Origin of the sequence: Corynebacterium meitnerae (genome assembly GCF_027570075.1) — a bacterium.
Classification (GTDB): Bacteria; Actinomycetota; Actinomycetes; order Mycobacteriales; family Mycobacteriaceae; genus Corynebacterium; species Corynebacterium meitnerae.
In genome coordinates this window covers 74,716-98,368 of record NZ_JAKMUS010000006.1, presented here as the reverse complement: position 1 = coordinate 98,368, position 23,653 = coordinate 74,716, and the positions used below count along the sequence as shown (strand labels likewise).

22 protein-coding genes are annotated in these 23,653 nt (G+C 63.1%); 10 read left to right on the top strand and 12 right to left on the bottom strand.

Annotated features, from left to right (window positions below):
- The first annotated feature begins 38 nt into the window (after positions 1-38).
- Positions 39-248: a hypothetical protein gene (locus L8U60_RS05450; protein ID WP_269965356.1), complete on the top strand. Its 210-nt coding sequence runs from the start codon at positions 39-41 to the stop codon at positions 246-248.
- Positions 249-716: 468 nt separating this feature from the next.
- Positions 717-1,043, top strand: a complete 327-nt coding sequence (locus L8U60_RS05440; RefSeq protein ID WP_269965355.1) for a type II toxin-antitoxin system HicB family antitoxin — start codon at positions 717-719, stop codon at positions 1,041-1,043.
- A gap of 147 nt (positions 1,044-1,190) precedes the next feature.
- On the opposite strand, the gene L8U60_RS05435 is transcribed toward L8U60_RS05440, so the two are convergent.
- Positions 1,191-4,373 (bottom strand): error-prone DNA polymerase, encoded by a 3,183-nt coding sequence (locus L8U60_RS05435; protein ID WP_420840152.1) that lies wholly within the window; start codon positions 4,371-4,373, stop codon positions 1,191-1,193.
- A 144-nt stretch (positions 4,374-4,517) separates the two neighbouring features.
- Between L8U60_RS05435 and L8U60_RS05430 the strand changes: the two genes are divergently transcribed.
- From L8U60_RS05430 to L8U60_RS05415, 4 genes are read left to right on the top strand one after another with little or no spacing between them, the layout of a single operon-like run.
- Positions 4,518-5,417 carry a MetQ/NlpA family ABC transporter substrate-binding protein gene (locus tag L8U60_RS05430; RefSeq protein WP_269965353.1) on the top strand — a complete coding sequence of 300 codons (900 nt, stop codon included), beginning with the start codon at positions 4,518-4,520 and terminating at the stop codon, positions 5,415-5,417.
- A gap of 6 nt (positions 5,418-5,423) precedes the next feature.
- Positions 5,424-6,476, top strand: a complete 1,053-nt coding sequence (locus L8U60_RS05425) for a methionine ABC transporter ATP-binding protein (protein WP_269965352.1) — start codon at positions 5,424-5,426, stop codon at positions 6,474-6,476.
- Complete coding sequence (locus L8U60_RS05420; RefSeq protein ID WP_269965351.1) at positions 6,477-7,160, top strand: methionine ABC transporter permease; 684 nt, start codon at positions 6,477-6,479, stop codon at positions 7,158-7,160. It abuts the gene before it with no gap.
- 26 nt (positions 7,161-7,186) lie between these two features.
- Complete coding sequence (locus L8U60_RS05415) at positions 7,187-8,020, top strand: HAD family hydrolase (protein WP_269965350.1); 834 nt, start codon at positions 7,187-7,189, stop codon at positions 8,018-8,020.
- Here the strand turns inward: L8U60_RS05415 and L8U60_RS05410 are convergent.
- Complete coding sequence (locus tag L8U60_RS05410) at positions 7,972-8,889, bottom strand: sucrase ferredoxin (protein ID WP_269965349.1); 918 nt, start codon at positions 8,887-8,889, stop codon at positions 7,972-7,974. The genes L8U60_RS05415 and L8U60_RS05410 overlap by 49 nt on opposite strands.
- Before the next feature lie 123 nt (positions 8,890-9,012).
- On the opposite strand from L8U60_RS05410, the gene L8U60_RS05405 reads away from it, so the two are divergent.
- The gene (locus L8U60_RS05405) at positions 9,013-9,609 is read left to right on the top strand and encodes an AMIN-like domain-containing (lipo)protein (RefSeq protein WP_269965348.1); all 597 of its coding nucleotides are present in this window, start codon (positions 9,013-9,015) and stop codon (positions 9,607-9,609) included.
- Positions 9,610-9,625: 16 nt separating this feature from the next.
- On the opposite strand, the gene L8U60_RS05400 is transcribed toward L8U60_RS05405, so the two are convergent.
- Genes L8U60_RS05400 through L8U60_RS05385 form a run of 4 tightly spaced genes read right to left on the bottom strand, consistent with a single transcriptional unit; the run spans position 9,626 to position 13,767 of the window.
- Complete coding sequence (locus L8U60_RS05400; protein ID WP_269965347.1) at positions 9,626-11,188, bottom strand: DNA polymerase Y family protein; 1,563 nt, start codon at positions 11,186-11,188, stop codon at positions 9,626-9,628.
- A complete protein-coding gene (locus tag L8U60_RS05395) occupies positions 11,189-11,890 on the bottom strand; it encodes a hypothetical protein (protein ID WP_269965346.1) in 702 nt (233 codons plus the stop codon).
- 58 nt (positions 11,891-11,948) lie between these two features.
- Complete coding sequence (locus tag L8U60_RS05390) at positions 11,949-12,623, bottom strand: response regulator transcription factor (protein WP_269965345.1); 675 nt, start codon at positions 12,621-12,623, stop codon at positions 11,949-11,951.
- A gap of 10 nt (positions 12,624-12,633) precedes the next feature.
- Positions 12,634-13,767 (bottom strand): ATP-binding protein, encoded by a 1,134-nt coding sequence (locus L8U60_RS05385; RefSeq protein WP_269965344.1) that lies wholly within the window; start codon positions 13,765-13,767, stop codon positions 12,634-12,636.
- A gap of 111 nt (positions 13,768-13,878) precedes the next feature.
- On the opposite strand from L8U60_RS05385, the gene L8U60_RS05380 reads away from it, so the two are divergent.
- A complete protein-coding gene (locus L8U60_RS05380) occupies positions 13,879-14,946 on the top strand; it encodes a PspC domain-containing protein (protein WP_269965343.1) in 1,068 nt (355 codons plus the stop codon).
- 9 nt (positions 14,947-14,955) lie between these two features.
- Here L8U60_RS05380 and guaA read toward each other — a convergent pair whose 3' ends face one another.
- Positions 14,956-16,527 carry a glutamine-hydrolyzing GMP synthase gene (gene guaA / locus L8U60_RS05375; RefSeq protein ID WP_269965342.1) on the bottom strand — a complete coding sequence of 524 codons (1,572 nt, stop codon included), beginning with the start codon at positions 16,525-16,527 and terminating at the stop codon, positions 14,956-14,958.
- 42 nt (positions 16,528-16,569) lie between these two features.
- Here guaA and L8U60_RS05370 point away from each other — a divergent pair, with 42 nt between their 5' ends.
- On the top strand, positions 16,570-17,445 hold the full coding sequence (locus L8U60_RS05370; RefSeq protein ID WP_269965341.1) for an EamA family transporter: 876 nt from the start codon (positions 16,570-16,572) through the stop codon (positions 17,443-17,445).
- Between the two features lie 10 nt (positions 17,446-17,455).
- Complete coding sequence (locus L8U60_RS05365; protein ID WP_269965340.1) at positions 17,456-18,166, top strand: metal-dependent transcriptional regulator; 711 nt, start codon at positions 17,456-17,458, stop codon at positions 18,164-18,166.
- Here L8U60_RS05365 and L8U60_RS05360 read toward each other — a convergent pair.
- The 5 genes from L8U60_RS05360 to guaB all read right to left on the bottom strand — a co-directional run bounded on the left by L8U60_RS05360 (position 18,094) and on the right by guaB (position 23,596).
- Positions 18,094-19,008 carry a metal ABC transporter permease gene (locus L8U60_RS05360; RefSeq protein ID WP_269965339.1) on the bottom strand — a complete coding sequence of 305 codons (915 nt, stop codon included), beginning with the start codon at positions 19,006-19,008 and terminating at the stop codon, positions 18,094-18,096. The two genes, L8U60_RS05365 and L8U60_RS05360, sit on opposite strands and share 73 nt — an antisense overlap.
- Complete coding sequence (locus tag L8U60_RS05355; RefSeq protein WP_269965338.1) at positions 19,005-19,745, bottom strand: metal ABC transporter ATP-binding protein; 741 nt, start codon at positions 19,743-19,745, stop codon at positions 19,005-19,007. Before L8U60_RS05355 ends, L8U60_RS05360 begins: the two co-directional genes overlap by 4 nt.
- Before the next feature lie 4 nt (positions 19,746-19,749).
- Positions 19,750-20,667 (bottom strand): metal ABC transporter substrate-binding protein, encoded by a 918-nt coding sequence (locus tag L8U60_RS05350; protein WP_269965337.1) that lies wholly within the window; start codon positions 20,665-20,667, stop codon positions 19,750-19,752.
- Between the two features lie 163 nt (positions 20,668-20,830).
- On the bottom strand, positions 20,831-22,045 hold the full coding sequence (locus L8U60_RS05345; protein WP_269965336.1) for a GuaB3 family IMP dehydrogenase-related protein: 1,215 nt from the start codon (positions 22,043-22,045) through the stop codon (positions 20,831-20,833).
- Between the two features lie 3 nt (positions 22,046-22,048).
- Positions 22,049-23,596, bottom strand: coding sequence for an IMP dehydrogenase (gene guaB, locus L8U60_RS05340; RefSeq protein ID WP_269965335.1), 1,548 nt, complete (start codon positions 23,594-23,596; stop codon positions 22,049-22,051).
- Positions 23,597-23,653: the final 57 nt, after the last annotated feature.

Below are 23,653 nucleotides of genomic sequence, written 5' to 3'. Positions count from 1 at the left end.
TGGCGCGGGGGCCGGCGCTGGGGCCGCTGGCGCTGCGGGTGGCGCTGGTGGTGCCGGCGGTGCCGGTGGTGCAACAGCCGACGGTGGCGCAGGAGCTGCAGGTGGTGCCGGCGGAGCGGGAGGTGTCGGTGCTGCTGGCGCAGCAGGAGGCGCGGGCACAACAGAACTCGGCGCAGGCGGAGCCGGCGGTGCCGGTGGCACTGGTGGTGCCGGTGGCGCCGGTGGTTGCGGAGCCGCGGGCGGGCTAGGCACCGCCGGAATGTCCTGGGACGATGCTGCCTTCGGGATATTGTTGCTAGTCATCGTCGCTTAGATTATCCAAGCAAGGTGATTGGACGGAATCAGGCTGCTTTCAATGTCCCGTTTATATTCGTGCGATATCCCATCGCCGGCAAAGACGTTCCAACCCAACCGCGAAAGACCAAGAACAAGGAAACGAGGTACTACATTTGGTACTATGCGCCTATGGGTTCAAGCATTGAACAACTCTTAGCAAAAATGCGCTCGACCCCCATCGAACATACGGTTCGTCGAGTTAAAGAAGGTATGCGATCACTACTTTGATGAGGCACGAAACCGGGGAGGGTCGCACCTTATTTATAAGACTCCGTAGCCGGGCGATCCACGGGTCAATATCCAAGATAAAGGCGGCACCGCCAAGCCTTATCAAGTCCGACAAGTTTTAAGTGCTATCGATCGACTTGAGGAGAATGCACATGAACGCTGACAAGTACACCTACCAAATCGGCTGGTCACAAGAAGACGAGCAGTTCGTGGCCACTGTCCGGGAATTCCCGTCGCTGTCTTGGCTGGAAGACTCCAGGGATGAGGCTGAAAAAGGCATCGTATCTCTCGTTGAAGAAGTCCTAGTCGACCTCCTGGAGAGCGGCGAGCCAATCCCGCAGCCACTTGGCATGCGGGAGTTCTCTGGGCGTTTCAATGTTCGGATTTCGCCGTCACTCCACCGCAAGCTCGTGCTAGAAGCCGAAAATGAAGGAATCTCCCTGAACGCACTGGTAACCCAAAAACTAGCTTCTGTCTAAGCACACTCCCAGCGGTGGCGGGTGAAGGATTCGACAATCACTTGACACAAAGCGCACACTCGATAGACAAAAGGCTAAAAACACATCTACCAGCACTTTTAATTTTTTGGGTTGACGGGTGCATGTAAATCCTTCACCGCGCCCTTTTTAACGGAAGTCGCGGGACCCGCGGGAGAGCCACTCCCCCATGTCGAGGGGTTCGAGTTTGTCGGCAAGAATACTGGCGGCACCGGAGGCATTTTCGACGATGCCGCGCACGATAAGGGCCTTCGCCGTGCGGGCGAGGAGTTTCTGCCGCTTCCACAAGCCGGTGGGAATGACCACGTTCATGAGGCCGGTTTCATCCTCCATACCCAGGAAAGTAACGCCGGCGGCGGTCGTGGGCCTTTGGCGGTGGGTGACCACGCCGGCGATGCGGATTCGGGTGCCGTCGGGAACTTGCTTGAGCCCGCTAGCTGGCACGATGTTTAAAGAATCCAAGTGCGCACGGACCATCTCCACCGGCATGAGTCCGGGCGTGACGCCGGTGGTTGCGATGTCAGCGGCCATGAGTTCGAAGGAGTTCATGCCGGGGAGGGAAGGCGCGCTAATCGCCGAAAGACCTGGCAACATGCCTTCGCGCTCAGTGGCAGCGACGCCAGATTGCCAGAGAGCTTGACGGCGGTCCACCCCAAAACACCCCAACGCCCCCGCCCGGGCAAGCGCCTCGACGTGTTCCACGGTGAGATCCGCGCGGCGGGATAGGTCCGGGATGTCTGTGAAAGGCTGAACTGCCTGGGCTTCTTCGATCCGCTCGGCTGCTTTCCCACCAAGGCCTTTGATCAGGTTCAGCCCGACGCGGATGGTGCCGGAGTCGATGCAGCGGGCCTCCACCCCGGACTCGTTGACATCAACGGGTAGGACAGTGATGCCATGGCGCCGCGCATCCTGGATGAGGGACTGCGGCGAATAAAAGCCCATCGGCTGCGCACGCAGCAGACCCACGCAGAATTCCGCTGGGTAGTAGTACTTGAACCAGGCAGAAAAGTAGACCAGCGAGGCAAAAGACTGAGAGTGGGATTCCGGGAAACCGTAGGCAGCGAACGCCACGATCTTCTGCCAGAGGCTCTCCGCAACGTCCTGCCCAATCGAGTTGGTCGCCCAGCAGCCCGAGAAAAACCGCGACTTGAGTGCCGCCATCTTCGCCGGTGACCGTTTCGACCCCATCGCACGGCGCAGCGAGTCTGCTTCTGACCCGGTGAAACCGGCGGCGTCAACAGCAATCTGCATGAGCTGCTCCTGAAACAGCGGAATGCCCAAGGTTTTGCCGAGGGAGCGCTCCAACACCGGGTGGTCATAGGTGACTGGCTCCCGCCCATCACGCCGGCGCAGATATGGGTGGACGGAACCACCCTGGATCGGCCCCGGCCTGATCAGGGCCACCTCCACCACCAGGTCAAAGAACCGGCGCGGTTTCAGGCGCGGCAGGGTGTTCATCTGCGCGCGGGATTCCACTTGGAAAACGCCGATGGCGTCGGCGCGGGAGAGCATTTGATACACGGCAGCGTCGTCAAGCGAAAGCTCCCACAGACGCACCTCGCGGCCGGTAGTCTCGCGCACGAGGTCGATCATGTGGTGCAGCGCTTCGAGCATGCCCAGGCCCAGCAGATCGAATTTGACCAGGCCGGCGGCGGCGCAATCATCCTTGTCCCACTGCACGACCGAGCGGCCTTCCATGCGCGCCCATTCCACGGGGACGACATCGGCGATGGGACGGTCGCAGATCACCATGCCGCCAGAATGAATCCCCAGGTGACGCGGCTGCCCTTTGAGTTGCGCGGCCAGCTCAGCGACACGCTCAGGGGGCTCCGCCAAGCCTTTCGACCACGCATCCGCCGCACCCTGCGGGTACCCAAGCGCACGGGCAGCATCGCGCACCGCCCCCTTCGTGCGATACGTGATCACGTTAGCTACCTGCGCCGCATTATCCCGACCGTAGGTGCGGTAGACGTACTGGATGACTTCTTCACGGCGGCCGGACTCAATATCAATGTCAATGTCCGGCGGGCCGTCGCGGTCCGGCGACAGGAAGCGCTCAAACAGCAGCTGCGCACCAATCGGCTCCACGTTGGTGATGCCAAGCGCAAAGCACACCGCGGAATTCGCCGCCGAACCACGCCCCTGGCACAAGATGTTGGACTCGCGGCAGAAATCCACCAGGTCATTGACAATGAGGAAGTAGCCGGGAAAACCTAGTTGCTCGATGACGCGCAGCTCGCGCTCAATCTGTTTAAGGGCTTGTTCTTGCAGGTCCGCAGGCCGCGAGGCGTAGCGCTGACGGCCACGCTCAGCCACGAGGTGGGTGAGCCAGCTCATCTCGTCGTGTCCCTCAGGCGTGGGAAATCGCGGTAGTTCGGGCGCCACCAGATCAAGGGTGAAGGCGCATTCTTCCGCGAGTTCCACGGCCGCCGCGATCAGCTCCGCGCCATCCGGCACCATCGCCGCGAGTTGCTCGCCCGAGCGCAACCACGGCGCGCCCATCGGATGCAGGTCAGCGGATGCCGCGCCGATTGTTTCTCTGCGCCCCAACGCTCTCTTCGCCCCCGCCAACCTCGCCACATCCCGCGTGGCAGCACCCGGGGCGGCGGTGAGGATTTCCCGCAGACCGGGCGGTCTAGCGGCGCGCAGGAGGGCGTGGTGGTCTGCGTCTTCTGGCACCATCGTCGCCTCATATTCCTTGACCACATTGGCAGCGCCGAAGCATTCCACGAGTTCATCGAGGTGATCCGCCCACCGCCAACCCGCCAACACGACGCATGTTCCCGCGAGCGCTTCCGCCATCGCCGGCAGTGGCGGATAGTGCACCACGCCTTTCTCCCCGGAGGCCATGTGGGCGTCCGCCATGAGGTGGGACAGGCGCCGGTAGCCCTCCGGACCACGCGCGATCACTGGCAATGGCGCGTGGGACAGGCCGAGCTCTGCCCCAAACACCGTGGGCATGCCCACCTCCGCAGCGGCTTCGGCGAATTTCACGGCACCGTAAAAGCCATCGCGGTCCAACAATCCAAGAGCGCTCAGTCCAAGTTCATGGGCGCGGGCGACAAGTTCTTCCGGTTCGCTAGCACCACCGGTGTCGCTGAGGAAGCTGTAGGTGGATACGGCGTGGAGTTCAGCGAAGGGAATCGCGGCCAAGCCACGTGCCCCAACCGAAGGGGGCCGGGAGGGGCGTGAGGGACGTTGAAGCCTGTAAACCGGCACAACAGCAGGCCCTGGGCGGCCGGAGAGAATGCGCTCCAGCTGCGCCCAGGACAAAGCTTTGCCACCGTTGAAACGCACGCGCTTATCGTACACACATTCGACACCATGCGTCGAATGGGTGTTTGATTTTATGCGCGAGAAGACCAAGCATGAAAGCAAAACTAGACTAAGCGGTACGCACAGTGATAGGTTTTCCCAGACACTCCAACCCCCTACTAAGAAAGCGCAGGAAGCGACATGCGTCTTAACCGTGTTATCGCAACCGCCGCAGCCACCATTCTGGCAGCTACCGGCCTCGTTGCATGCTCCTCTGACTCCTCTGACTCCGCCGCTCCGAAGGACGGCGAGAACCAGGTCATCCGCATCGGTACGACCGACTCTGACCAGAAGGCTTGGCCTGTTTTCATGGACAAGGCAAAGGAGGCTGGCATCGACCTCGAGCTGGTTCCTTTCTCTGAGTACACCCCGGTGAACCCGGCTCTGGCTGAGAACCAGATCGACGTCAACAAGTTCCAGCACATCCTGTACCTGGCTCAGTACAAGGCGTCTTCCGGCAAGGACCTGCGCATCATCGGTTCTGCTGAGATCAACACCCTCGGCCTGTTCTGGAAGGACCACGATTCCCTCGACGGCATCGAAGGCGAGAAGGTTGCCATCCCGAACGACCCGTCTAACCAGGGTCGCGCGATCAACGTGCTCGTCCAGGCCGGTCTGATCACCGTGAAGGACGGCGCTGACAAGCTGAATCCGACTCCGGCTGACATCGACAAGGAAGCATCCAAGGTTGAGGTCACCCCGGTCGACGCTTCCCAGACCCCGACGGCTTACAACCAGGGCGACCCGGCGATCATCAACAACAACTGGCTCTCCCGCGCCGGCATCGACGCGTCCACCGCTGTCGCTTCCGACGACCCGAACTCTGAGCTGGCTGAGCCGTACATCAACATCTTCGCTGTCCGCGCAGAGGACATTGATAACCCGACCTACGAGAAGCTCGCCGAGATCTGGCAGACCCCTGAGGTCACCGAGGCTCTGAACGAGGACTCCAACGGCACCGCCGTCCAGGTTCGGAAGTCCAAGGAGGACCTGAACAAGATCCTCGACCGCCTCGTCGAAGACGCAAAGGACGCGAAGTAAACCCTTATGTCTCGCACTGGCACCCGGATCGAATTCCGGGACGTAAACAAGGTCTTCCGCTCGAAGAAGGGCACTGATGTTGTCGCTCTCGATGACGTCAACCTGACCGTCGAGCCGGGGGAGATCCTGGGCGTGATCGGTTACTCGGGTGCCGGCAAGTCCACCCTGGTCCGCATGATCAACGGGCTGGACACCCCAACATCGGGGCAGATTTTGCTGGATGGAACGAACATCGTGGGCATGCCGGCGAAGCAGATGCGTGCTGCGCGCCGTTCCATCGGCATGATTTTCCAACAGTTCAACCTGTTCAGCTCGCTCAATGCTGCGGGCAATATTGAATACCCGCTCAAGATGACGGAGATGAGCGCCGCCGAGCGCAAAGCACGCGTGGCGGAACTGCTCGATTTCGTCGGCCTGTCCGACCGTGGCACGAACTACCCGGAGCAGCTCTCCGGTGGCCAGAAGCAAAGGGTTGGCATCGCTCGTGCGCTCGCCACAAGCCCCTCGCTTTTGCTTGCCGACGAAGCCACCTCCGCCCTCGACCCCGAAACCACCCAAGAAGTCCTTGATCTACTGAAGAAGGTCAATGAACAAACCGGTATCACCATCGTGGTCATCACCCACGAAATGGATGTCATCCGCGCCATCGCCGACAAGGTCGCCGTGATGGAAGGTGGCAAGGTTGTGGAGCACGGCTCCGTCTACGAGGTCTTCTCCAACCCACAAACGGATGTGTCCAAGAGGTTTGTGGCAACGTCGCTGAGGAACACCCCGTCGAAAAGCGAAGAGCGCGAACTGCTTCACTCGGGTGAAGGACGCCTGTTCACCGTGGAGCTCACCGCGAACTCCGGTTTCTTCTCCGCGGCTGCGAAACTGCAGGAAGAAGGCGTGGGCCTCGACGTCGTGCATGGCGCTGTGACCACGCTGCAGGAGCATTCCTTCGGCAAGATGACCGTCCGCCTCACCGGCGACGACGCTGCGATCGAAGAGTTCTACCGCACCATGCAGTCCACCACGCACATTCGCGAAATCACTGGCACGCAAGGAGATGTGGCCTAAATGATCGAAACACTTCTTGCAGCCGGCATGGACTGGGAACGTCTCGGCCCCACCTACTGGCAGGCGCTGCTGGACACGCTGTTCATGGTGAGCATCACCATGCTTGTCGGTGGGTTCTTCGGCCTCGTCCTCGGCTTGTTCCTCTACACCACCCGCCCCGGCGGCGTGCTGCAGAACCGGCCGATCTACTGGGTTCTGAACATCCTGGTGAACTTCTTCCGGCCGATCCCGTTTATCATCATGATCGCGATGCTCTACTCCGTCACCCTCGCGGTGGTGGACACGACGATTGGCCGTGAAGCCGCGACCTTTGTCATGTGCGTGACCGCGACGTTTACCGTGGCGCGCATCGTGGAGCAGAACCTCGTGGCCATTGACCCGGGCGTCATCGAAGCGGCCCGCGCGATGGGCGCTGGCCCGTGGCGCATCATCCGCACCGTGATCATCCCGGAGGCTCTCGGCCCGCTGATTCTGGGGTACACTTTTATCTTCATCGCGGTGATCGATATGTCCGCCATGGCCGGCTACATCGGTGGCGGCGGCCTCGGTGACTTCGCCATCGTCTACGGCTATCGTGCGTACCAGCCGGCCGTGACGTGGGTGGCTGTGATCACCATCGTGATCATCGTGCAGCTGGCCCAGCTTCTGGGCAACTGGCTCTCGGCGAAGGTGATGCGCCGCTAACCGGGTTGCTAGGTAGGTTGGGCCCCATGAAGGTTGCAGTTTTTGACTTCGATGGGACCCTCCACCACCCGGGCGCCGGCATCGCCGCCGCCGACATTGCCGCACTACGTGCCTGGCGTGAAGCCGGGCACGTTGCCATTTGTGCCACCGGCCGGTCCCGCAGCAAACTCGCCCGCGGGCTCGCCGGCGCTGAGGGGTTGTTTGACTTCCACGTGCTGTCCAACGGCAGCGCCGCCACCACCGTGGATGATCAGCTGCTGTACACCCACCCGGTGCCCAACCATGTGCTCGTTGAAGCCGTTGCGCGCTTTGGTGCCACCCCGGGGCTGGCGGTGTGCGGCACGACGTGGGGTGACAACGATGCGATCTTCGCCGATACCACCGCCGACCTCTCCGTGGAGGACGGGCGTGACCTCATCGCCGGCTTCACCACCATGAGCGCAGATGACATCCCCGACCACGACTTCGCCCTGCTGGTGTTCTGGCTGCCCCACACCGCTGCTACAACCCCGGCCAACACGGCGGAAATCATCGCGTGGGCCGAGGCTCACCCCGAGATCAACTACGCCCGCAATGCCAACTTCGTCGACGTCATGGCGCCGGGGCGGGACAAAGCCGCCGGGATCATCGACGTTCTGGCACACCTCGGCCGTGACCGCGTCGACGTGGAGCTGTACACCTTCGGCGATTCATGGAATGACCTGCCCATGCACGCCATTGCCGACGTCTCCCACAGCTTCCCTTACTCCCCCGCTGACGTGCAGTCCGCCAGCGACCACGTCATAGAGTCCGTGGGAGAGACACTGCTGAGTTACCTCGCAGCGCCCTCCACGCACTCCAGCGAATCCACCTGCCAGTAGCGGCCCTGCTTCGGCTCATCGCCGCACGAGGAGATCACCCCGGAGGCAGCGTGGGTGGAGAGGGTGACGGTGTGGGCGCGGGTGCCGTCGATAAGCACGATGCGCGCATGATCCTCGCCGACCTCCTCCGATTCGACGGAGAACTGCCCATAAGAAACATCCTCGCCCTGGCGCTGCAGGTGCGCGGCAACCGCAACCTCCGCGGCCTGTGCGGGCGGCGACATCAAGCCGCTGCCGCGGTTACCCGGCACGAAATACTGCGCGCGCATCGCCGCAGCCAGCATGGCCTCCGTCGCCTCCAGGTTCATGCGGCCGAAGCTGTAGCCCCACGGCAACAGCAACAGCGCCGGCGCGAAACGGTGACCCTTGACGTGGGAGGTCTCCCACACCACATCGCCCGTGTTCTTGAACGGGTAGCGGCGCTCCAGCTCCGCTACGAGCGGGCGGCCCTTCACCGCGCAGCAACGGTCGCGCTTCGCGTGCGTGCACACGAGCAACAGCGGATTGACGCGCGCCTGCCCACCATTGAGGCCCGGGCCCGACAGGTCCAGGTCCAGGATCGCCTCCGGCCCATCCACGTGCAGCACTTCCGTCAGCCCGATGTCGGAGAACACCAGGTACAGGTGGTGCGACTCAATCACGCGCCCTTCGCGCGTTGGGTGGCGGATGAGTTGAAGCGCCGCGTTGTACTTCTTCATGCGCGCTTTGAGCTTCTCGGTGAGCTCCGCGCCGAACGTGCCGCCGTCCAGGACATCGTGGCTCCATGGGCCCGGTTCTTCATAAAGCACGTAGACCGTGGCCTGTTTTGCCGTCCCTGGAAGCGGCTCCACCTCAACATCGGAGCACAAAGTGAAGGAATCGGCAGGCATGGCACTAAGGGTAACCTATCTTCGGCGGGACCTGTAGTGTGTGCAACGTTTTGGTCTCAATCTGCGGATTGGGCTGTTTTCATTTTTGTGTTCTCACGGTTGTTATTAGGGTATTTCGCATGATTGCATCCCGGCTCGCATGCGCCGCTGCCTCAGGCACGGTCGCTTTTGTGCTCGCGGGATGCATGCTTATCGACGCCCCCAGCACCCCCCCGCCCCGACCTCGTCGCCGGCACCGGCGGTGCCGTCAACCCCATGGAACCGGAGGACCTTGAGCCGTTGGGCGCGATGAACTCCTCACCCAAGACCACCCGGCCGGCAGCACCAGCGCGTCTTGCGGTGACCGATATTGAGGTGAACAGCTACAGCGATTTTGATCGCGTCACGCTCACCATGAGCGGTGATGGTGAGCCGGGGTGGTTCGCGGACTACGTCCCCTCCCCCGTTCACGGTTCCACTGGGCAGCCGGTGAAGGTGAAGGGAGCGGCGTTCCTCAACGTGTCCATTGACGGCACGGTGTTCCCCGCTGATGTGGGCGCCGAAGCCTCCGCGCCCGAACGCGTCAATGGAGCCGGGAAGTCCAGTCCCGTTGCGGAGGTTGTCAACGCCGATACTTCCGGTGGCCGCACCCAGGTGGTCATCGGTTTGAACTCCCGCGCCCCGTTCAGCGTGGTGACGGTGCAGGATCCGACGCGTGTTGTCATTGACATCGCGCGCTAGCTGTACCTAGCTGTACCTAGGTATACATAGCCTCGACTCGCCACTGCTGCTTCGACCACACCAGCAGCCACCCCACTGGTTCTTGATCACGTGGCGTGCAGCCGATGACTTGGAGGCGGGCGACTTTGTGGGGCGTCTCCTCCCACCATTCGCCATCCACGGGCCACGGGCCTGCCCATCCTGTGATGAGGTACTTGTTGCCACCCCAGCTCAGGGCGTAAGGCTGGGAGGTGAGTAGCGCCTCTGCGGTGACGCCGATGGGGGTGGCGTGGGCATCAATCATCGTGACCCGTGATGCCGGGTGGTTTAAGCCACCGCCAATCCGCGCTGGCAAAGGTTGCGGGATCGCACCAGGCCAGGCGGCGTGGCTGCTCTCAGGGCCGCGTTCCCCAAAGGGCACGAGGGCAACGCGTTCTGCCACCCCGCGCCCGCCGACGAAGCGTGGCTGCACCACCGCATCGATTCCGAGCTGGGACTGCACGCGTTCCGCCACCCGGCGCGCCTGATCATCCCCCGTACCAGGCCCCGTGGCAGAACCGCTGCCCCACAACTGCCCCGCAGTATCCGGCTGCGCCACCTCCAACGGCTCAAGAATCAGGGAGGTGATTGCCCCGGCACCGCCGTGCGTCAACCAGCCGTCGAGCTGCCACCGCACCCGATCCGCCGTGGCCTCTTCCGTCAGGGCTTCGCGGGTGCGCCACGTGCGTTCCACGATCTCCCCGCCGTCTACTTCTGCCTTCACTTTGAGGCGAAGACAGTTCAGCCCCGCATCCGCGAGACGTTCATGCAGGCTCGCCGCCAACGCACGGGCGGCGAAGGCAGCAGCATCAACACGCTCGATGGGGTCTTCCGGAGACACTGACACGCTCAGGTCCGCCGACGGAATCTCCGGCGCTACCCGCCGGTTCGGCGCAGCACACGCAATGCGGTGGCAATGCAGCCCGGCGCGCCCAAAACGCGTGGATATGGCAGTGGACGGCAGCGCGGCGAGCTCACCAAGCGTGCCCACTCCCAGCTGCCCCAGGGCAGCGACGGTGTCTGCGTCCGCACCCAGGCTTGTCTCCGCCACCAGCATGCGCAGGGGAAGACCGGCGAGAAACGACGCCGACTGCCCCGCCGGCACCACCGCCGGGACACGCGCCGCGATGACAGCCGTGGCAATCTCATCAGCCACGCCGGCGAGGGCGTCGATGCCGCGGCGGGCGGCGGCGTCGATAAGCATCTCCGTCGCTTTTTCCTCGCTCCCGTGGAACGTGCCCGCGGCGGCGATATCCACGACGACGAGCCCTGGGCGCAGGACCTCCACGGACGCGGCAACATCATCGAAACTCGCCGCGAGCGCCGCGAACATGCGCCCATCCCGGTCCGGATTATCCTCCACCACCGTCAGATCCGGGCACACGGACTGAGCGTAACGCACCTTCATCCCACGCCGAATCCCCAGTTTGCGCGCCGCGTGCGACACCACTTTGATGCGATGATGCGCACCGATCGCCAACGGCTCCTCTAGCTCATCCCCCGCATCGAGCCGCGCCGCCTGGATCGGCCAATCCGGGAACCACACGGCCGCCACGCGCATCTACCGCACCACCCGCAAGGCAGGTGCCGGCGCGTCACCCACCGTGACCACAGTCGAGGCCGGGCGCGTGTTCTTCTGCGTGACCCGCACCCGCACGTCCATCCCCATGATGCGGCCAGTGCCGCGGCCGATACCGTGGAAGCCCACCACTTCCCCCGTCATAGACAGCGCCGGCGACGGCACCGTCGCCCCCACCAGCATGAGCGCGGCATGGCCCTTGCGCAGCTTGCCCAGCAACGGCCGGGCCCGCACCGGCGACAACTCCAGCGCAACCGGAGAACGGAACACCACCAGGTCAAGCCCTTCCACCAGTACCCCGGCCACGCCCAGCGGATCCACGCCGGCGTCCGGCACCGCGATGATGCGCTCCAGACCTGCCGCCGGCAGCGCGGCATAAGACAGCTCCGACCACCCCACCACACCCGCGTGTCCACCAGCAGCGGTAACATGGCGCAGCAACTCCACAACCAGCCCCGGCGTGTCGCTCAGGTGTGTGATTGCGCGCCGCGGAAGGCCGCCGGGAAGGACGGAGCCCAGGGGCCCGTCGATAGGCAGCAGGTCAAGACCTTGAACCGCACTTTCTTCCCGCGCACCCCCTCCCATCTGCGAAATCTGGGCGCGCAGCTGCGCAATTTGTTCGGCGCGCGAGGAAGCAAGTGGCACGGCAGCCAGATCAACCTTACGAACACTTGTTCCACTCACGCGAATTATTATGCTCCGCGTGGGCGACACGGTCAATCCCCGTGGTCGAACGTATTTTCTAGTCCAGTGAGTGCTGTGACGCCCACCGCGTCAACTGATGGCGGTTCGACGTTTGCGTCTTACGCAGCACATTCGACGCGTGCGTTTCCACCGTCTTCACCGAAATGAACAGCTCCGCCGCAATCTCCTTATACGTGTAGCCGCGCGCCAAAAGCCGTAGCACTTCGAGCTCTCTGCGCGTGAGCTTATCGGCGATCTCCCCCTCCCCCGCCTTCTCCGGCTCCCCCGCCGGATCCTCCACAACCCCGCCGGAGGCAAACGCATCGAGGACAAACCCAGCGAGGCGCGGCGAGAAGTACGCATCCCCACCATGCACCTGCATGACGGCTTCGGCGAGTTCCGGGCCGTTGATGTTCTTCGTCACGTACCCGCGCGCCCCCGCACGGATGAGAGCGATGACGTCTTCCGCTGCATCCGACACAGACAGCGCCAAGTACTTCGGGCCCGGCGCTTGCGTAATCACGGCGAGGCCACCGCCGTCCGGCATGTGTACGTCCAGGAGAACAACGTCGGGCTTCGTCTCCGCGATACCAGCAACGGCCTCGGCGACGGTGCCGGCATCGCCGACGACGTCAATCGCCGCAGTCCCAGAATCAGCACCAGCCAGCTCGGCGCGGACGCCGGAGCGGAAGACGGAGTGGTCGTCGACAAGAAAAACGCGAACTGGCTGCATAATCTCGACTTTACAGCGGCAACGTGAGTACCACTTCTGTTCCTTCGCCCGGGGCCGTTTTCACCGCGGCGGTCCCGCCGGCACTGTCCATGCGGCCGGTGATGGAATCGCGGATGCCGTGCCGATCCGCCGGGACAGCATCCACATCAAAGCCGGTTCCACGGTCACGAACGAACACGCTGAGCTCACCAGCGATGTGTTCCACGTACACGTCAATGGCGGACGTGCCTGAATGCTTCGCGGCATTCACCATGGCTTCGCGAGCTGCCAAGACGATGGGTTCCACGTGCTCCTCCAGCGCCAGGTCCTCACCGACGGTGACGGGCCGGATGCGCACATTAAACATGTCCTCGACCTCACCCGCCGCGGTGTTGAGGGCGGCGAAGAGGCTGGTGGGGGTGGCGGGGGCGTCGTAAAGCCAGGCGCGCAGTTCACGCTCCTGGCCGCGAGCAAGGCGCGCAACCTCCTCCGCATCATCCGCGCGCTTTTGGATGAGGGCGAGTGTCTGCAGCACCGAATCATGCAGATGAGCGGCAATAACAGCATGCTGGTCCGCCACCGCTTTCTCCTCGCGCTCCTGCACGAGCGAGCGGAATAGCCGCAGAATCAACGGCACCACCAGAATGCCCACGCCAATCACCGAGGCAAGAACCGCCATGATCACGCCAGTAATCCCACCGCGGTCACCCATCAGGGCAATGACCACGACACCACCCATCACCAACACCGCGCCACACGCCAACAGCACGACGGAACCGGTGGTGCGCATGTCACGGTCATAGGCCTGCCACGCCAACACCGCGCCAAGAGCCACCAGCGCGATAACCAGGAAGAACCAGCCGGCACCGCCTGCCGATAGGGCCCACAGCGCAAACGCCCCCACGATCATGAAGGCATGCGCAGCACCCCCGACGCGGTAGCGGTCAATCACCGGCTCCTGCGGCGTGCCCACCGGGCTGAACATCCACAGCGCCGCATACGCCAGAACTCCCATCCCGCCGAGGAAGGAGGTGAGGGTGAGGGCGAGGCGGACCCAGGTGACGTCGATACGCAAATGCGCCGACAACCCTGCGGCGACACCTGCGACAACCCGCCCTTGCTCCACGCGCACAAAACGCGGGTAGGCACCATTGGAATAGGACATGCGCTTATCTTTGCATGCTTGTTCGCGGCGCGAATCAGGGTAAACCCTGAAATCCAAAAACCAGGGTCATTCCCGATACCGCTCCGCGCCCCTGCATTTCATACTGGAACCATGAACGAGACACTGAAGGAAATGTGGGACACCCGCCCTCCCCGCATCCCGAAGAAACAGGGCGGAAACGCAATCATCGCCGGCATCTGCGAAGGCATCGCGGTGCGCTACCGCATCGACGTATTGCTCGTCCGCGTCGCTTTCGTCGCCTTGTCCTTCGTGTTCGGCGTTGGCCTGTTCACCTACATCCTGTGTGGTTTCCTCATGCCGCGCTTTGGCATGGCAGCCAGCCCCGCGGAGGTGATCTCGCGGCCGAATGAAGAACTGACGGACGCGGAGCGCGATGACCGCACCACCGGCTGGGTGCTGCTGGTTTTGCTCATCATCTTCTTCCCCACCTTGTCCGTGGGCGCTGGCGGCGAGCTGGTGTTCTCCGCCATCGGTGGTCTGGCTCTTGCTGCGGTGGCGTGGTGGGCACTGCACCAGCGCACGCCGGTCCCGCCGGCTGGGCTCGTGGTCCCGCCTTCTCCGCAGAAGCCGCGGGAACCGAAGACACAGCCTGAGCCGCCGGTGACTGCGCGGTTCACACCACCGGAAGGCTACGAACACCCGGCTGGCCCCGAACCCGCGGCCCCCACTCCCCCGGCGTGGGACCCGTTGGGCGCGGCGCCAGGGCTGTGGCACCTGCCGGACCCTGCCCTGGAGCCGGCCCCAGAGCCGGAGCCTAAGAAGAAGAGTTCGCGCCTGTGGCTGTGGATCCCGGTGGCACTGCTCGTCGCGGCACCCCTCGTCTTTGGAGTAGGCGTCTCCGACCGCATCGGCGAAGTGCATCTGGCATACGAGGATGCTCAATCCATCCCCGACGTCAACAACCTCGTCGGCGAAATGAACGTTGACCTCTCGAACCTGGCACCACTCAAGGAGCCGAAGACCGTCAACTTCAACAACGGCATCGGCGAGATCAACATCCTGCTGCCGAACAACGTGCCGGTTGAGGTGCACTGCCAGACCTCCATCGGCGAAACTACCTGCCCTTCAGGAAAGCACAACGCGGACAAGGACGGCGAGCTTCTCACTATTAATGTGAAGCACCGCATCGGATCCGTGTCCGCGCAGTTTGCTGAGTAAACCCCAGGCTTACTCCCACTCGATGGTTCCCGGCGGCTTGGACGTGATGTCCAGGACCACCCGGTTGACGTCCTCCACCTCGTTTGTGATGCGGGTGGAGATCGTCTCCAGCACCTCGTACGGCACGCGCACCCAGTCGGCGGTCATCGCGTCCTCGGAAGCAACCGGTCGCAGCACAATCGGGTGGCCGTAGGTGCGGCCGTCACCCTGAACACCGACGGAGCGAACGTCTGCGAGCAGGACCACCGGGCACTGCCAGATCTGATCGTCCAGGCCAGCGCGGGTGAGTTCCTCGCGGGCGATGGCATCGGCCTTGCGCAGGGTCTCTAGGCGTTCCGACGTCACCTCACCGACAATGCGGATACCCAGGCCCGGGCCCGGGAACGGCTGGCGGTTCACAATAACCTCCGGCAGACCCAGCTCCCGGCCAACAGCGCGGACCTCGTCCTTAAACAGCAGGCGGAGCGGCTCGACAAGCTCGAACTCCACATCGTCCGGCAGGCCACCCACGTTGTGGTGGCTCTTGATGTTCGCGGTGCCGGTGCCGCCGCCGGATTCCACAACATCCGGGTACAGGGTGCCCTGAACGAGGAAGCCCACGTCCTCACCCTCCAGCACGGAGGCCACGGCTCGCTCGAAGGAACGGATGAACTCCGCACCAATCGCCTTACGCTTCGCCTCCGGCTCCGTCACGCCGGCGAGCTTGCTCAGGAAGGCGTCACGCTCATCCACCGTCACCAGCTTCGCGCCGGTTGCGGCCACGAAGTCCTTCTCCACCTGCTCGCGCTCGCCCTGGCGCAGCAGACCGTGGTCAACGAACACGCAGGTCAAACGGTCGCCGATCGCGCGCTGCACCAGCGCCGCTGCGACAGCGGAGTCCACGCCGCCAGACAGACCACAGATGGCGTGGCCGTCGGGGCCGATTTGGGCCGAGACAGCGTCGATAAGCTGCTCTGCAATATTCGACGCCGTCCAGGTCTGCTCGAGCCCCGCGATCTCCGTGAGGAAGCGGGTGAGCACCTGCTGACCGTGCGGCGAGTGCATGACCTCCGGGTGGTACTGCACGCCTGCCATACGCTGATCCGCATTCTCAAAGGCAGCGACCGGTGCACCCTCAGAAGACGCGGTGACCTCGAAACCTTCCGGCGCCTGCGTCACGGAATCGCCGTGGCTCATCCACACGGAATGCTGCTCCGACAGGCCAGCGTGGAGGACGCCACCACACACATCCATCTTCGTGCGGCCATATTCGCGCGAACCCGTCTTGGCCACGGTGCCACCCAGCGCCTGAGTCATCACCTGGAAGCCGTAGCAAATGCCGAACGTGGGCAAGCCCAGCTCGAAGATGGCCGGATCGAGCTTCGGCGCACCGTCCTCATACACAGACGACGGGCCGCCGGACAGCACGAGCGCAACCGGGTCCTTAGCTTTCAATTCTTCAGCCGTGATCGTGTGCGGCACGACCTCAGAGTAGATGCGCGCTTCACGCACGCGACGGGCAATGAGCTGTGCATACTGCGCGCCGAAGTCCACAACAAGGACTGGGCGCGGATGCGCGTTAGCAGTTGGAGAGGTAGTCACGGATTCAAAGTTTAACGCATGGCCTGAATAGACTGAACCGCCATGACCGCTCCTTCTCCAACCTCACCGCTTGGCGTTGCGTGCATCATCGGCTCGTGCATTTCGCTGCAGCTTGGGGCGGCCCTGGCGGTTGAGTTGTTCCCGCACGCCGGCAGTTGGGCAACGGCATCGTTGCGCCTGCTTCTCGCGGCGGTGATCCTTCTCGTGGCAAGCCGTCCGCGCTTTTGGGCTTGGACTTCGGATCAGTGGCGCGCCGTGATCTCGTTTGGGTTGACCATGGGGTTCATGAACGGCTGTTTCTACACAGCGATCGAGCGGATCCCCCTCGGCACCGCAGTGACCATCGAGTTCCTCGGCCCGCTGACTCTCGCCGCGTTGTTGTCGCGCTCCGTGCGCGACGCGATCTGCGTGGCCCTTGCGCTCACCGGCATGCTGCTGCTGGGCATCAATTCCTACAACGGCTACCCACTCGACCCGGTTGGTGTTGCGTTCACGCTGACAGCGGGTGTGTTCTGGGCGCTGTACATTCTTGCATCCAAGCGCGCGGGCAGTTCGGTGCCTGGCCAGGGTGGTCTCGCGGTGGCTCTGTTCATCGGTGGCCTGGCCCTCATGCCGCTCGGCTGGCAGGGTTCGCTGACCATCATGTCGGACACCCACCTCTTCGGCATCGCGCTGGGCACCGCGGTTCTTGCGTCGCTCGTGCCGTACTCGCTGGAGCTTATTGCTTTACGACGCCTCACCCCCAACACCTTCGCCATCTTCCTCGCCCTCGAGCCCGCCATCGCCGCATTCTTCGGCTGGCTGCTGCTGTCGGAGCACATCTCGGAAATGAAGTTCACGGCGATCCTTCTGGTGATCGCAGCCGCGGTCATTCAGGCAATGCAAGGACGCGGTAAGAAAAGAGCTCAACCCGTGTAGAGTGATTCCTATGTCCGTAAACGACCTGTCTACCTCGACCCAGAACTACCTAAAGGTGATCTGGAGTCTCACGGAATGGTCGGCTGAACCCGTCACCGCAACGTTGATCTCCCGGCAGACGGGTTTGCGCATATCCTCGGTGTCTGACGCGATGCGCAAGCTAGGTTCGCAGGGGTTGATTTCCCACGCACCGTACGGCTCCGTGGAGCTGACGGACGAGGGCCGCACCTACGCCGTGGCCATGATCAGGCGCCACCGGCTCATCGAGACGTTCTTGGTGGACGCCCTCGGCTACACCTGGGACCAGGTCCACGACGAGGCCGAGAACATGGAGCACGCGGTCTCCGATTTCTTCGTCGCTCGGCTCGACGAGTTCCTGGGCCACCCGGAGCGCGACCCGCACGGAGATCCCATCCCTGCCGCGGACGGTACCGTCCCCGCGTTGGATGCCCGCAGCCTCACGGACATGGCCGCGGCCATGGAAAAGGGCACAGAAAAACTCCGGGTCACCGTCGAAAGGATTTCGGACTCGGACCCGGAGCTGCTCAAGCACTTCGAGGAAAACGGCATCGTCGTCGGCGCCGTCCTGACGGTCACGGAAGGTGCGCCGTTCTCGGAGGCGCTGGAGGTGACCGTCGATAAGGCTTCTCAGGCCGTGCCGCTGGGCAACATCGCTACGGATGCGTTGTTCGTCTCCACAGCCTCCCCTACTTCGGCGTAGACAGGCTTCTTCCTCATCAGCTTCGTGATGATGCCCTGGCTCGGACTAAACAGATACACCAGTAGGAACACCACGCCCTGCGCCACGACGATGAGCCCGCCCGGCGACGCATCCAGGTAGTAGCTGGCGTACAAGCCAACCACAGAGCATCCCGCCGCCATAACCGGCGCGATGATCAGCATGTGGCTGAACGTGTTAGTCAGCAGGTAGGCGGTCGCGCCGGGGATGATCAGCATGGCCACCACGAGGATGACACCGACGGCCTGCAGCCCAACCACGCATGTCAACGCCAGCAGCGCGAGCAGCACCGCACCGATCATTTTCGGGCGCAGCCCGATCGCGTGAGCGTGGATCGGGTCGAAGGCAAACAGAGTGAAGTCGCGTCGCTTGAGCAGGAGGATCGCTAGCGTGATGGCACCCAGCACGAGGATTTGCGCGAGGTCAGCTTTGGACACACCGAGCAGGTTGCCGAAGATGATGTGGTTCAGGTCGGTGTGCGATGGCGTCACCGAGATGAGCACAAGGCCGAACGCGAACAGCGTGGTGAAGACGATGCCGATCGCGGCGTCTTCTTTCAGGCGGCTCGTGTCGCGCACCACGCCGATCAAGCCGACCGCGAGGAAGCCGAAGATCACGGCCCCCACAGCAAAAGGCGCGCCGAGCAGGTATGCCACCACCACGCCGGGGAAGACTGCGTGGGATACCGCGTCGCCCATGAGTGACCAGCCGATGAGCACGAGCCAGCACGACAACACAGCACACACCACCGACGCGATGAGGCTGGTGGCGAGGGCTCGCGTCATGAAGTCGTAGGCAAAGGGGTCAAGGAGGAAAGACATCATTGGTTCATCACATCCAGGCCGAAAGCGGCAGCGAGGTTCTCTGGTTTCAGGACTTCCGCGGGCTGCCCATGCACGAGCACGCGGCGGTACAGCAGGAGCGCCTCATCCGCCAGGTCAGGCAGCGCGGGCAGATCATGGGTAGACACGAAGATCGTGGATCCGCTCGCCGCCATCTCACGGAAGAGCCGGGTCATCGTTGCTTCGCTTCGCTTATCGACGCCCGCAAACGGCTCATCCAACAACATAATCTCCGCCCCCTGCGCAATACACCGGGCGACGAATGCCCGTTTGCGCTGGCCACCGGACAGTTGCCCGATCTGGCGGTCGGCGAATTCGGTGAGCTCCACGCGTTCCAGCGCGTGCTCCACCGCTTCCATGTCTTTGCGGTGTGGTCGGCGGGTAAAACCCATCTGGCCGTAGCGGCCCATCATGACCACGTCGCGGACACTGACCGGGAAGTCCCAGTCCACTGCTTCGCGTTGGGGGACGTAGCCGAGGACGCCGGAACGTCGTGAAGCAGCGGGGTCCTGGCCGTTGATGGCCACGGTGCCCACGTCAGGCCGGATATGGCCCATGATCGTTTTGAACAGCGTCGATTTACCGGAGCCATTCATCCCGACGAGCCCGCACACGCGCCCCGGCGCGATGTCCAGGGTGACGCCGTCGAGAGCAAGCACGCTCCCATAGTGGACGGTGACATCACGCACCGAGATTGCTGCTGTACCCTGCTGGCTCATTGCACTACTTCTTTCCTGTCAGAGCCTTGGTGATCACGTCTGCGTCGTGCTTGATCAGGTCGAGGTAGGTCGGCACCGGGCCACCCTCTTCCGAGAGCGAGTCCACGTAGAGCGTGCCACCGTAGGTTGCGTTGGTGGCCTCGACCACGCGCTGCATCGGTGCATCCGAAACAGTGGACTCACAGAAGACCGCCGGGACGTCGTTTTCCTTCACGAACTCGATAGCGCGGGAAATCTGCTGCGGAGTCGCCTCGTTCTCGGAGTTCACCGCCCAAATGAAGCGCTCCTCCAACCCAGCATCACGCGCCATGTAGGAAAACGCACCTTCACAAGTCACCAGCGCACGGCGCTTCTCCGGCAGCTGGGACAGCTCCTCCACCATGCCGTCGTGGACCTCCTGGAGCTGATTCTTGTAGTTCTCGCCGTTGCTCTCAAAGTCTGCGGCGTGCTCCGGGGCAAGCTCGGAGAATGCCTTGACCATGTTGTCCACGTAGGTCTTCACCTCAAGCGGGCTCATCCACGCGTGCGGGTTGGGCAGGCCGGCGCCTTCGTCCTCGGTGATGTCGATCGGGGTGATGCCCTCCGTCACGGTAACGTGCGGTGCGTCGCTGTCCTCCACGAACTGTGAGAACCAGTTCTCCAGATTCAGGCCATTATCCAGGATGAGGTCCGCGTTGGTCGCGCGGCGAATATCCGCCGGGGTCGGCTCGTAGCCGTGGATTTCAGCGCCCGGCTTGGTCAGGGACTCAACCGTGAGGTGCTCCCCCGCCACATTCTGCGCGATGTCCTGGATGACCGTGAAGGTGGTCAACACCGTCGGCTTCCCCGAGGCCTTCCCCGTAGCCTCCTCCTCCGCCGGTGCACAACCCACCAGCAGCATTGCCGCTGCCGCAAACGCTGCGAATCTCCGTGCTATAGCCATTTTCATCTCCCATCAGAACGACATTCCGTCATTGCAGTTTCTAAAGTACGTCTTGCCGTACTTTTATTTTCGTAAGACTACACCGCTTGACGAAGGTAAGCCAAACCAAAGAAAACCGCCCGGCGGAAAACCCACCAGGCGGCCGTAGAAGGAGCGCGGAAAACTACTGCGAGACGGTGATACTCACCTTCTGGAAGCTCTTGATGTCCGTGTAGCCACACTTCGCCATCGCACGGCGCAAACCACCGACGAGGTTGTAGCCACCCCACGTGCTCGTGGACGGACCATGCAGCACGGTCTCCAGGCTCGGACGATCAGCACCGCTCGCGGCAATGATGTCCTCGCGGGATGCGCCACCATCACTCGCCAGACCTGCCTCAACCCAGCCGTAGCCGTACTCGGTCTGAGTGATCAGGCCGCGCGGGAAGCGCGGGTGCGCGCTCTGAGACTGCCAGTAGAAGCCGTGTCCAGCAGCCTCGGCCGCAGCAGCGAGCGGCTGCCCCAACATGACCGCATCCGCACCACAGGCAACGGCGCGGGCGATTTCACCGCTAGTGTCAATGTCACCATCGGCGATCACGTGGACGTAGCGGCCCTCAGTCTCGTCGAGGTACTCACGGCGCGCCGCCGCAACATCGGCGATCTGGGTAGCCAGGTTGGAATCAATACCCAGCGCCAGCGGCGAGGTGGTGGAGCCCTGTCCCACGATGATGCCGGTCGCACCAGCGCGCATCAGGTGCAGTGCAGTGGTGTAATCCGACACACCACCGGCAATGACAGGCACCTCGAGGGAACCAATGAACTCCTTCAGGTTCAGCGGCTCCCCACCCTCCTGGACATGCTCGGCGGAGATGTTCTCACCATGGATGAACAGCATCTCCGCACCAGCCTTCACCACAATCGGCGCCAGCTCGCGAGCGTTCTGCGGGCTCACACGAACAGCCACGGTCACGCCAGAGTCACGCACCTGAGCAATGCGCTCAGACAACAGATCAGTGTCAATTGGCGCCGAGTGCAGCTCCTGCAGCTCCGCCACGCCCGGCTGACGGAAGCCATGCACGTCCTGGTCAGCGAACAGGATCGGCTCGATGACCTTCTTGATCGACGCATCCAGGTCCGCGTGGCGGCCCCACAGGCCCTCAGCGTTGATCACGCCGAGGCCGCCCTGCTTGCCCATCTCAATGACAAATTCGGGGCTGGCCAGAGCGTCCGTCGGGTGGGAGACGAGGGGGAGGTCGAAGGTGTATGCGTCGATATGCCAGCGCAGATCAACATCCTTCGAGGAGCGCGTGCGGCGCGAAGGAACAATATTGATCGCGTTCAGGCCGTACGCACGACGCGCCTCGCGGCCAATGCCAATTTCAACGTAGTCGCGCATCTATTAACCCCTGTAGTTCGGTGCTTCGACGGTCTGCGTGATGTCGTGCGGGTGGGACTCACGCAGGCCAGCGGTGGTGATCTGAACAAAGCGCTTGGTCTGCAGCTCCTCAATGGAGGCGGAACCCGTGTAGCCCATCGCTGCACGCAGACCGCCCACGATCTGGTGGGTGATGGCATCTAGCTCACCGCGGTACGGCACGCGACCTTCGATGCCTTCCGGCACGAGCTTGTCCTCGCTGGTCACGTCTGCCTGGAAGTAGCGGTCCTTAGAGAAGGAGCGCTTCTCACCCGTCAGACCACGGCCCTGCATCGCACCCATGGAACCCATGCCGCGGTAGCGCTTGTACTGCTTGCCGCCGACCACGACGATGTCGCCCGGCGCTTCCTTCGTGCCAGCCAGCATGGAGCCAAGCATGACGGTGGACGCGCCGGCAGCGAGTGCCTTAGCCACGTCACCGGAGTGCTGCATGCCGCCATCAGCGATGACCGGAACGCCAGCAGCGTGCGCCGGCACCGAAGCCTCCAGAATCGAGGTGATCTGCGGAGCACCCACACCAGCCACAACGCGGGTGGTGCAGATGGAGCCCGGGCCAATACCCACCTTGATAGCGTCCGCGCCAGCCTCAATCATCGCGGCAGCAGCTTCGCGGGTAGCCAGGTTGCCACCGATCACATCGACGTGGTCACCGAAGTCCTTCTTCACACGCGCGACCATCTCCAGGACGCGATTGTTGTGTGCGTGGGCGGAGTCGACGACGAGGGCGTCCACGCCAGCGTCGACAAGCAGGCCCGCGCGATTGTAGGAATCCTCGCCCGTACCAACACCTGCCGCAACGAGCAGGCGCCCCTCGCTGTCCTTGGACGCGTTCGGGTACTGCTCCGTCTTCACAAAGTCCTTCACGGTAATGAGGCCCGTGAGCTTGCCTTGCTTATCGACGATCGGCAGCTTCTCCACCTTATTCTCACTCAACAGCTTGAGCGCCTCGTCCTTGCTCACGCCATCCTGCGCCACCACGAGCGGCATCGGCGTCATGACCTCGGACACTGGGCGGGAGAAGTCAGCCTCAAAGCGCATATCGCGGTTGGTGATGATGCCCACCAGCACGCCCTGCTCATCCACCACCGGCAGACCAGAAATACGGAAACGTGCGCACAGCGCATCCACATCGCTGATGGACATGTCCGGAGTAGCCGTTACCGGATCCGTAACCATGCCGGACTCCGAACGCTTCACCACATCAACGTGCTCGGCCTGGTCTTCCGCCGACAGGTTGCGGTGCAGCACACCAATGCCACCCTGACGCGCCATCGCGATGGCCATGCGGGACTCCGTCACCGTGTCCATTGCTGCCGACGCAATCGGCATACCCAAACGAATGTTGCGGGTGAACTGCGCCGAGGTATCCACCTCACCCGGAACGATGTGAGACTCCGCCGGCAAAAGCAGCACGTCGTCAAAGGTTAGGCCGCGAAGCAGCACCTTCGACGGGTCATCCCCGCCGGTATGTACCCTCTCGCCGGAATCATTAGAACCGAAGATGTTACCCATGTCGCTCCCTTGCTGTTTCTCGCTTCCGCTTATAGCCAGCAAGCATAGTGCGTTTCG

Excerpts from the sequence above, each read along its gene's own strand:
- L8U60_RS05370 (WP_269965341.1), top strand. The coding sequence starts at position 16,570 with ATGACCGCTCCTTCTCCAACCTCACCGCTTGGCGTTGCGTGCATCATC.
- L8U60_RS05400 (WP_269965347.1), bottom strand. The coding sequence starts at position 11,188 with ATGCGCGTGGCGGCCGTGTGGTTCCCGGATTGGCCGATCCAGGCGGCG.
- guaB (WP_269965335.1), bottom strand. The coding sequence starts at position 23,596 with ATGGGTAACATCTTCGGTTCTAATGATTCCGGCGAGAGGGTACATACC.
- L8U60_RS05410 (WP_269965349.1), bottom strand. The coding sequence starts at position 8,889 with ATGCCTGCCGATTCCTTCACTTTGTGCTCCGATGTTGAGGTGGAGCCG.
- L8U60_RS05350 (WP_269965337.1), bottom strand. The coding sequence starts at position 20,667 with ATGGCTATAGCACGGAGATTCGCAGCGTTTGCGGCAGCGGCAATGCTG.
- L8U60_RS05440 (WP_269965355.1), top strand. The coding sequence starts at position 717 with ATGAACGCTGACAAGTACACCTACCAAATCGGCTGGTCACAAGAAGAC.
- L8U60_RS05380 (WP_269965343.1), top strand. The coding sequence starts at position 13,879 with ATGAACGAGACACTGAAGGAAATGTGGGACACCCGCCCTCCCCGCATC.
- L8U60_RS05430 (WP_269965353.1), top strand. The coding sequence starts at position 4,518 with ATGCGTCTTAACCGTGTTATCGCAACCGCCGCAGCCACCATTCTGGCA.
- L8U60_RS05390 (WP_269965345.1), bottom strand. The coding sequence starts at position 12,623 with ATGCAGCCAGTTCGCGTTTTTCTTGTCGACGACCACTCCGTCTTCCGC.
- L8U60_RS05420 (WP_269965351.1), top strand. The coding sequence starts at position 6,477 with ATGATCGAAACACTTCTTGCAGCCGGCATGGACTGGGAACGTCTCGGC.
- L8U60_RS05385 (WP_269965344.1), bottom strand. The coding sequence starts at position 13,767 with ATGTCCTATTCCAATGGTGCCTACCCGCGTTTTGTGCGCGTGGAGCAA.
- L8U60_RS05360 (WP_269965339.1), bottom strand. The coding sequence starts at position 19,008 with ATGATGTCTTTCCTCCTTGACCCCTTTGCCTACGACTTCATGACGCGA.
- L8U60_RS05425 (WP_269965352.1), top strand. The coding sequence starts at position 5,424 with ATGTCTCGCACTGGCACCCGGATCGAATTCCGGGACGTAAACAAGGTC.
- L8U60_RS05365 (WP_269965340.1), top strand. The coding sequence starts at position 17,456 with ATGTCCGTAAACGACCTGTCTACCTCGACCCAGAACTACCTAAAGGTG.
- L8U60_RS05355 (WP_269965338.1), bottom strand. The coding sequence starts at position 19,745 with ATGAGCCAGCAGGGTACAGCAGCAATCTCGGTGCGTGATGTCACCGTC.
- L8U60_RS05345 (WP_269965336.1), bottom strand. The coding sequence starts at position 22,045 with ATGCGCGACTACGTTGAAATTGGCATTGGCCGCGAGGCGCGTCGTGCG.
- L8U60_RS05415 (WP_269965350.1), top strand. The coding sequence starts at position 7,187 with ATGAAGGTTGCAGTTTTTGACTTCGATGGGACCCTCCACCACCCGGGC.